Origin of the sequence: Streptomyces sp. FH025 (genome assembly GCF_017427025.1) — a bacterium.
Taxonomy (GTDB): domain Bacteria; phylum Actinomycetota; class Actinomycetes; order Streptomycetales; family Streptomycetaceae; genus Kitasatospora.
The window spans coordinates 1-7,253 of record NZ_JAFLNG010000397.1; the positions used below are offsets into that span (position 1 = coordinate 1).

Sequence of the window (7,253 nt, forward strand, 5' to 3'; positions counted from 1 at the left end):
GAGCAGCCGGTAGAGGTTGAGGGCGACGTCGGAGTGGTCGGCGGCGAAGCCCAAGTCGTGGACGAAGTTTTCGAGCTCGGGCCAGTCGAAGTCGTCGGGGACGGGCGGGACGACGGGGCCGGTGGCGAGCGCGTTGAAGACGGCGGCGACGGCGTAGTTCGTCGCGGCGAGGGCGTTGGCGACGGCGCGGTCCGACATGTCAGAGCTCCTCTTCGTCGGGTCTTGCAACGTTGAGCGCGGTGATGACTCCCAGGGCGACCGTGACGATCGCGAGGGCGAGGAGGGCGAGGAAGGCGGAGGCGATCAGGACTCGCACGGGCGCTCGCGGTCGGCGTCGAGGAGGAGGGTGAGGAGGTTCAGGAGAGTTGAGGCCGGCGCGGTGTTGAAGCTGACCAGGACGCAGCCGTCGATGGTCTTGTCCGTGGTGGCGGAGGGGAAGATGAGGCCGAACTTGCGCCCGCGCTCGTGGAGTTCGGCGAGGAGCGTGCGGATGTGGTCCTCGGTGTAGTTCCGGATCCGGGGGTCGGTCGGCTTCATGGGGTAGCGGTTCACGCGGTGACCTCCAGCTCGAACCAGATGGCTTTGCCCTGCTTGCGCAGGTCGACGCCGAAGCGGTGGGTGAGGGCGCGGACGAGGTGCAGGCCCCGGCCGGAGAGGGAGAGCGGATCGGCGGGGGCGCAGGGCTCCTCGGGGAGGACCGGGCTGTCGTCGCAGACCGAGACCCGGAGGCGTCGCGGGGAGAGCGCGAGGGTGACCAGCGGCGCCGGACTCCCGGCGTGCTTCCAGGCATTGACGAAGAGTTCGTGGAGAGCGAGCTCGGCGTCGGCGATGAGGGAGGCCGGCCACCCGTCGGCGGCGAGGAGGTCGCGCAGTTCGCTGCGAGCGACGGACCAGTCGGGGGGATTGAAGGCACACATGGGGGACCCCAGGCGAGAGGAGGGGAGCCACTGACGATGCGTCACGTGACCGGTGCAACACTGAGAGTAGGGCAGGGAGTTTCAAGCCTGCAACAGATTCGCCGAGCATCACCTTTACGGGTGGCGCCTTGCGGTCTCTCGGGGAGAGACTGCGCACGACAGGGAGGGAAGATCCTTGGCTCTCAGGACCGAGATCAGCGAACGGCAGCGCCGGTTCGGCGTTGAGCTGCGGCGCCTACGCGAAGAGGCCGGCTTCACGGTGAAGGACGCGGGCGCCCTCATCGACATGGGTGCTCCGCAGCTCAGCCACATCGAGGCCAGCCGCACAGGCCTGGACCCTGCCCGCCTCTCCAACCTGCTGACCCGCTATGGCTGCACCGATGAGACATACATGGCCGAGCTGGGCGACCTGGGTGCAAGTGACGGCAAGGGCTGGTGGTCCACGTTCAAGGATCAGGTCACGCCCAGGGCACTCGATCTGGCCGAAACGGAGGCTCGGGCGGCCTCCCTGGACAACTATGAAACCTTCTACATCCCCGGCTATCTGCAGCTACCCGAATACACGGAAGCAATGTTCGAGGATGCCTATCCCGAGCGGAGGCAGGCGACCGATGCTGCAGTCCGGTTCCGCATCGAGCGTCAGCGCATCCTGACCGACGAACGCCAACGACAGTTCCGGTTCGTCATCCACGAAGCTGCACTGCTCATGCACTTTCCGGGGAAGGCCGTGATGAGGGCCCAGTTGAAGCATCTGCTCGCCATTTCAGAGCTGCCCAACATCACTGTCCAAGTACTGCCGTTCACGGTCCCAAAGAAGCCCCCACGCGCAAACTCGTTTCTCATCTGCGCCCCCAGCTCGGCCCCGCTGTCCACGGTCATCCTGGATGGACCAACTCGTGCCGAGTACCTCGTCGATCAAGCCTCGATCGCCAGCTACCGTGACCGCTTCGAGCAGTTGAGCCAGATCGCCCTACCTGCCATCACGGCCGATAGGTCGATGCAGGATGATTCACGAGACTCCTGGGGGTTGATCCAACACCTTCTGTACCTACTGCAAGAATGAAGGGCGCACAATGTCCGAACTCCGCTGGCAGAAATCGTCGTTCAGCGACACGGACGACGGCAGTCACTGTGTAGAACTATCCAGCGGCGAGGGCGATATCCGTCACCTCCGCGAGTCCGACGACCCCGGCATCGTCGTGACCACGACCACCGCCAAGCTCCACGCCCTCATCCTCGGCGCCAAGGCCGGCGAGTTCGACCACCTCGTCTGAGCCACCGCCCCTTCCCCGCCCGCTCGCCGCCCGGCGAGCGGGCAGGGTTCGTTTCACCCACCGCCGTTGGCTGGTTCTGGCCTTCCCGCCTTCCCCACTCACAAACGAAACTTGGAGAAATTTCTATCGGGAGGAGCAACCATGAAGCTGCGGTTCACAGGTAGCACCAGCGGGGGTGGCGGCTGCCCGTCGGTCTACGAGACCGACCGTGACACGGTCGTCGTCCAGGGCTCGCGGATCGACCCAGCCGATCCCATCCGCAACGACCTCCGCGATCTTGCCGAGGACGAGGACGTCGTCGAAGTGCCCCGCCAGCTGCTGGAGCGGTTCGCTCCCACGCGTCCCACGCCGGCCCCGTCCGACCTGGTGACCGGTGCCGACTTCGAAGCCCTCTTTCGCGACTTCGCCCACACGGCCCGGCGTCTCGAAACCCGCACGCACTACGACATCGAGAACGAGCGGGAGTCTTTCGACCAGTTCCTCGATGGCTCCGACGTCGACCTCAGCTGGTTCACGCCCTGGCTGGACACCATGCGGGAGCAGACCAACGCCGGGAAGACCGTGGCCCGGGTCCGCGTCGTTCCTCCCAAGCTGACGGACTACCTGCGCTACGAGCTCTTCCTGACCGAGCACAACACTCGCGCGGGCGAGGACATCCGCTATCTCGACCGCGCAACCGCGAACAACCTCGCCCTGCCTGACCGGGACTTCTGGCTGTTCGACTCGCATACACTGGCGATCCTGCACTTCACCGACGCCGGGCAGATGCTCGGAGCCGAGATCGTGACGGACCCGGCGGTGGTCGTCGAGCACGCCCGCTGGCTCGACGCCGCCTTCCACCACGCGCGTCGGTACGAGGACTTCGTCAAGGAGCATCCGCCGCGTTGAGCACCGCAAGACAAGAGGTCCACGAGGCCCGTCTGGAGCTCGGCCGCCGCCTGCGGGCGATCCGCACGGCGGCCGAGCTCGACGGTCGAACCCTCGCAGGCCTCCTGGGCTGGCCCGCCAGCAAAGTTTCCAAGCTCCAACTCGGGCGCCAGTCCCCCACCGTGGCCGACCTCCGCGCCTGGACCAGCGCCTGCGGCGATCCCGGCGCCGCCGACGAACTCGTCGTTCTCCTCCGCGACCTGGACAATCGCTACGCGCAGTGGCGCCACGAGCTCCGGCACGGCCACGCGGCCATCCAGCAGTCCTGGGCCGCCATGGAGGCCGCGGCACAGACCGTCCGCGTGTTCGAGCCCTGCTGGGTGCCGGGGCTCTTCCAAACCGCCGACTATGCCGCCGCCCGCTTCCACGAGCACGCCCGGCTCCATGACAGCCCACCGGACACGGACGCCGCTGTAGCCGCCCGTCTTGCTCGCCAGGAAGTCCTCTACGCCCCCGGCAACCGGCGCTGGCACATCCTGCTCACCGAGGCCGCCCTCCGCTACGGCACCGCCTCGGCCGACGTCATGCGCGCCCAGATCGACCGCCTGGTCTCCGCGACCACCCTTCCGGCGGTCCGTCTGGGCATCGTGCCGTTCCGCACCCGTCTTCCCGTCTCCCCCGCGCACGGCTTCTGCATCTTCGACGACCAGCAGGTCGTCGTGGAGGTGGTCAGCGCCGAACTGCGGCTGGCCCTGCCCGAGGAAGTCGCCCAGTACCGCAAGGTCTTCGACCTGCTGGCGCCGAGCGCCCTGTACGACTCCGACGCCCGCCGGCTGCTCACTTCCATCGCCGAAAGCTGGATCTGAGAAATCCTCAGAAATCCTGCCGGGGATTTCCCACACCCGCGCGACGCTGGTTACGCGGACGATCCGAACCGTCACTAGAGGTGAGCTTCGAAGCGTCCGTGTTCCGTGGCGCACGCATCCAATTCGGCCACGCTCATGCTCCGGCTCGTGTCGCCACGCCGATCAACCGTTCCTCGACGAAAGGTTGTGAACCACATGGACGTGACCGCGCTCTACGCGGCCGACCTCACCGGCGCCGACTTCCGCTCCTACTGCGGCGGCAACCAGGGCAACGACAACGACGAGTCCTGCCTGACCGTCGCCGCCGTCCCGGGGATGGCCGACTCCTTCGCCCTCGGCCACTCGGAGAACCCGGGCGTCAACGGCGCGATCCGGGTCAGCCGGGCGGAGCTCGTGACCTTCGTGCGCGGCTTCGCCCAGGCCGAGGGCATCACGCTCTGACCCCACCACCTCCTCTCCGGGCCGCCCCGAGCCACGCCTCGGGGCGGCCCGGCCAACTCCCCTCGGAGGTAACCCGGGTGCACTGGCACACCTATCTGTGGTCCGGAGACGGCCAGCAGCTCAAGAACGAGGCCCCGAGGCGCCCTGAACCGGACGCCGGTTTCAGGACCTCGAACCTGCCGCCGATGATGACTGGCTGGTGGCTCCTGAAACCGGCTTCGCTGATCTCCTCCACCGCCTCGACCCCCGCCGACGCGGCCGCCTGGCTGAGCTCCCGCTACGAGGAGAACCCGCCACACCGCCACCATCTCCCCCTCGACGCGCGCACCGCGTTCGCCGCCGAAACCTTGGCCGCCGGCTCGGACGTGGTGTGGGCGCACTGGCAGCAAGAAACCGGCCCGCGCTTCGTGCACCTGGCCGCGATCTGCTGCCCGAACCGCCTCTGGCCCGCCATCCCCTGCCCAGCCCCTCGGGCCGTCGCCGTCAACGGAGCCCCATGACCCTCGACCTCTTCGTCGACGACCCGGCACGCATCCTCTCCACGTGGCCGACCACGCCCCTCACCAGCCACCACGGCCGGTGGCACGAACGCCCACCGCTCACCATCGCCGACATCCGCGCGACCGTCGACGCCAGGTGCATCCGGCCCGACGAGATCGTCCTGATCAGGGACGGCGAGATCACCCCCCAAGCCAGTTACGTCGAGGAGGGTCGCATCATCCCCTCCGCCATCTGGGAACACCACGACGCCGGTGACACCATCTCCCTGCGGAACATCCAGAGCGTCTTCCCCGCCGTCTCCGCCCTGCACGCTGGCTTGCACGCCGAGATCGGCCACCCGATGCACGTCAGCGCCTACCTCACCCCACCCAACGCCCGGGGCTTGAGCCACCACTGGGACTCCTACCCCGTCCTCGTCGCCCAGGTCGAGGGCGCCAAGACCTGGCCGCTCCACCGCCCCGTCGTCGAGAACCCGACCCCCGAGCACCTGAGCTTCCCCAAGACCGGGTTCACCGACGAACAACGGCAGCACGTCCGCACGACGCCGGCCGACGTCGAGACCACCCTCCACCCCGGCGACGCCCTGTGGGTGCCGCGCGGCTGGATCCACGCCCCGTTCCCGGTGGGCGACGGCCCGTCCCTGCACCTGACCTTCGCCGTCCGCGAACTGACCTACTTCGGGCTCGCGCAGCGGCTCGTCCAGCAGGCACTCACCGACCCGCGCATGCGCCGGGCGCTGCCCGTCGGCCTGCCCGCCGAGTGGCTGAGCACCGAACTCTCCACCGCGTCCGAGCTGTTCAGCACGATGTTCGACCATTCGTGAACCGCTGACGCCCGCTCGTCGGAGGCCGACGAGCGGGCGTTCACGGCGCCGGAGCGCGGTGCCGCCGACTGAGCCCACCGGGCGTGACGTTGCAGGGCCAGTACGGAGAACGATCCCGTACGGGCCCGGCCCTCATACGGCTTCCGCGGGGCGCTGCGCCCCCGTGTTTCAGGGGAGTACCGCGCTGACCGCTTCGGCGAACAGCATCCAGGTAGGCTGCCCGCCCGTCCCGAAAGCGGAGGAGAGGACGTAGCCGATGGCGGCGTCGGCGGGACGGGTGGGGACACCGTCCTTCCACTCCGCGATGACGATCTCGTCGCCGTCGCTGGAGAAGTCGCCGAGGCGCGTGCCGTCGCGGGTGAGCCGGCTGCTGGGGATGGAGTCGGGGAGTAGCACGTAGACGGCCCCGTCGTACTCGGCCGAGACCCGGTAGGTCTGCCGGAGGAGCTTCCCCTTGCCCGGCCGCAGCCTCGACGGCGTGCCGTCGATGGTCAAGGTCAGGTGGGTGGCGTCGCGGGTGCCGATGGCGATGTGCGGATCCACCTCGCAGCCCGGGTCGCGTTCCAGGACGGCGGTGGGAATGTTCTCCCCGGAGACGATCACCCGCTCCTGACCCTCGATCCGGACCGTGATCTCGCCGAACAGGGTGTCGTCGATGACGTAGGGGGCGGACGGCAGTTCGCCCATCGGCCGGTCGTTCATCTCGCACTTCCCTCGGTCGGGTCCGAACTCCCGCCCCCGGCGAGCGGGCGTTCATCGAACGTATACCGCCCTCCGGCATCGTCGTTCCCGCACGGCGCCCCCACCCAAGCACGGGCGCGAGGAACGAGAAGAGACCCACGGGGACATGAAGACGACGAAGACCCTCCGGCGCCTCGCGCTGGCCGCCGCCACCACCGCACTCGCCCTGGCCGGGACCATGGCCGCCACCGGCACCGCGGAGGCGGCGCTCGAACGGGGCACCAACTACGTCTCGATCTGGGACGACGAGCCGCTCTACCCGGGCTGGCACCTCGACTCCGCCGGCGCCCGGATGATCATGCAGGCCGACGGCAACCTGGTCATCTACCACGGCGACAAGCCCGTCTGGGCCACCGGCACCAACAACTGCGGCTACAAGGCCGTCATGCAGTCCGACGGAAACCTCGTCGTCTACTCCGCCAACGGCGGCTACTGCTGGGACCTCAAAACCTACGGCCACCCGCACGCCAGGCTGACCGTCGGCGACGACGGCGCGGTCTTCGTCACCTGGGGCGGCGACCGGATCCCCCACTCCGGCTCGGGCAACTTCGTCCAGCTGTCGTCCGACCTGTACGGCTACCGCATCGACTAGGCACGCCGGCTCCCCGCCGTGGCCGTCGCCCGCGCGCAGTGACTTACGCGCGGGCGAGCCACCGGACCAGCTCGGCCACCGTCCACTGTGGCCGGGCTGCCAGCCTGCCCGCCGCCGTCCGCAGCAGCACCGGCAGGTAGCCGCACACCTCGGCCAGCTCGGCCACCGCCCCCGGCTCCCGCCGCACGCGCTCGGCGCCGGCCACCCGGGCCAGCAGCTCGAAGGCGTCGT

General features: G+C 68.8%; 13 protein-coding genes. 8 read left to right on the plus strand and 5 right to left on the minus strand.

The features are described 5' to 3' along the window. The 3 genes from J0670_RS24815 to J0670_RS24825 all read right to left on the minus strand — a co-directional run. On the minus strand, window positions 1-198 hold a 198-nt coding region (locus J0670_RS24815; protein ID WP_207813877.1), incomplete at its 3' end, for a hypothetical protein. Between the two features lie 105 nt (window positions 199-303). Next, window positions 304-552: a hypothetical protein gene (locus J0670_RS24820; RefSeq protein WP_207813878.1), complete on the minus strand. Its 249-nt coding sequence runs from the start codon at window positions 550-552 to the stop codon at window positions 304-306. Continuing rightward, a complete protein-coding gene (locus J0670_RS24825; protein ID WP_207813879.1) occupies window positions 549-917 on the minus strand; it encodes an ATP-binding protein in 369 nt (122 codons plus the stop codon). The genes J0670_RS24820 and J0670_RS24825 overlap by 4 nt, the downstream gene beginning before the upstream one ends. A 175-nt stretch (window positions 918-1,092) precedes the next feature. On the opposite strand from J0670_RS24825, the gene J0670_RS24830 reads away from it, so the two are divergent. The 7 genes from J0670_RS24830 (at window position 1,093) to J0670_RS24860 (ending at window position 5,689) form a co-directional block, all read left to right on the plus strand. Further along, complete coding sequence (locus J0670_RS24830) at window positions 1,093-1,980, plus strand: helix-turn-helix transcriptional regulator (protein ID WP_207813880.1); 888 nt, start codon at window positions 1,093-1,095, stop codon at window positions 1,978-1,980. A gap of 10 nt (window positions 1,981-1,990) precedes the next feature. Next, window positions 1,991-2,191 carry a DUF397 domain-containing protein gene (locus J0670_RS24835; RefSeq protein ID WP_207813881.1) on the plus strand — a complete coding sequence of 67 codons (201 nt, stop codon included), beginning with the start codon at window positions 1,991-1,993 and terminating at the stop codon, window positions 2,189-2,191. Between the two features lie 141 nt (window positions 2,192-2,332). Further along, window positions 2,333-3,079, plus strand: coding sequence for a DUF6879 family protein (locus tag J0670_RS24840; protein ID WP_207813882.1), 747 nt, complete (start codon window positions 2,333-2,335; stop codon window positions 3,077-3,079). Beyond that, window positions 3,076-3,924 (plus strand): helix-turn-helix transcriptional regulator, encoded by an 849-nt coding sequence (locus J0670_RS24845; RefSeq protein ID WP_207813883.1) that lies wholly within the window; start codon window positions 3,076-3,078, stop codon window positions 3,922-3,924. Before J0670_RS24840 ends, J0670_RS24845 begins: the two co-directional genes overlap by 4 nt. Before the next feature lie 195 nt (window positions 3,925-4,119). Continuing rightward, a complete protein-coding gene (locus J0670_RS24850; protein WP_207813884.1) occupies window positions 4,120-4,365 on the plus strand; it encodes a DUF397 domain-containing protein in 246 nt (81 codons plus the stop codon). A gap of 77 nt (window positions 4,366-4,442) precedes the next feature. Beyond that, the gene (locus tag J0670_RS24855) at window positions 4,443-4,865 is read left to right on the plus strand and encodes a hypothetical protein (protein ID WP_207813885.1); all 423 of its coding nucleotides are present in this window, start codon (window positions 4,443-4,445) and stop codon (window positions 4,863-4,865) included. Next, window positions 4,862-5,689, plus strand: coding sequence for a JmjC domain-containing protein (locus tag J0670_RS24860; protein ID WP_207813886.1), 828 nt, complete (start codon window positions 4,862-4,864; stop codon window positions 5,687-5,689). Before J0670_RS24855 ends, J0670_RS24860 begins: the two co-directional genes overlap by 4 nt. A 168-nt stretch (window positions 5,690-5,857) precedes the next feature. Here the strand turns inward: J0670_RS24860 and J0670_RS24865 are convergent, their stop codons facing one another. Further along, the gene (locus J0670_RS24865) at window positions 5,858-6,391 is read right to left on the minus strand and encodes a hypothetical protein (RefSeq protein ID WP_207813887.1); all 534 of its coding nucleotides are present in this window, start codon (window positions 6,389-6,391) and stop codon (window positions 5,858-5,860) included. A gap of 145 nt (window positions 6,392-6,536) precedes the next feature. Between J0670_RS24865 and J0670_RS24870 the strand changes: the two genes are divergently transcribed. Further along, window positions 6,537-7,022, plus strand: coding sequence for a hypothetical protein (locus tag J0670_RS24870; RefSeq protein WP_207813888.1), 486 nt, complete (start codon window positions 6,537-6,539; stop codon window positions 7,020-7,022). 43 nt (window positions 7,023-7,065) lie between these two features. Here J0670_RS24870 and J0670_RS24875 read toward each other — a convergent pair. Further along, a partial coding sequence (locus J0670_RS24875; protein WP_207813889.1) for a hypothetical protein occupies window positions 7,066-7,253 on the minus strand: 188 nt, incomplete at its 5' end.

Excerpts from the sequence above, each read along its gene's own strand:
- J0670_RS24825 (WP_207813879.1), bottom strand. The coding sequence starts at position 917 with ATGTGTGCCTTCAATCCCCCCGACTGGTCCGTCGCTCGCAGCGAACTG.
- J0670_RS24870 (WP_207813888.1), top strand. The coding sequence starts at position 6,537 with ATGAAGACGACGAAGACCCTCCGGCGCCTCGCGCTGGCCGCCGCCACC.
- J0670_RS24840 (WP_207813882.1), top strand. The coding sequence starts at position 2,333 with ATGAAGCTGCGGTTCACAGGTAGCACCAGCGGGGGTGGCGGCTGCCCG.
- J0670_RS24865 (WP_207813887.1), bottom strand. The coding sequence starts at position 6,391 with ATGAACGACCGGCCGATGGGCGAACTGCCGTCCGCCCCCTACGTCATC.
- J0670_RS24835 (WP_207813881.1), top strand. The coding sequence starts at position 1,991 with ATGTCCGAACTCCGCTGGCAGAAATCGTCGTTCAGCGACACGGACGAC.
- J0670_RS24850 (WP_207813884.1), top strand. The coding sequence starts at position 4,120 with ATGGACGTGACCGCGCTCTACGCGGCCGACCTCACCGGCGCCGACTTC.
- J0670_RS24860 (WP_207813886.1), top strand. The coding sequence starts at position 4,862 with ATGACCCTCGACCTCTTCGTCGACGACCCGGCACGCATCCTCTCCACG.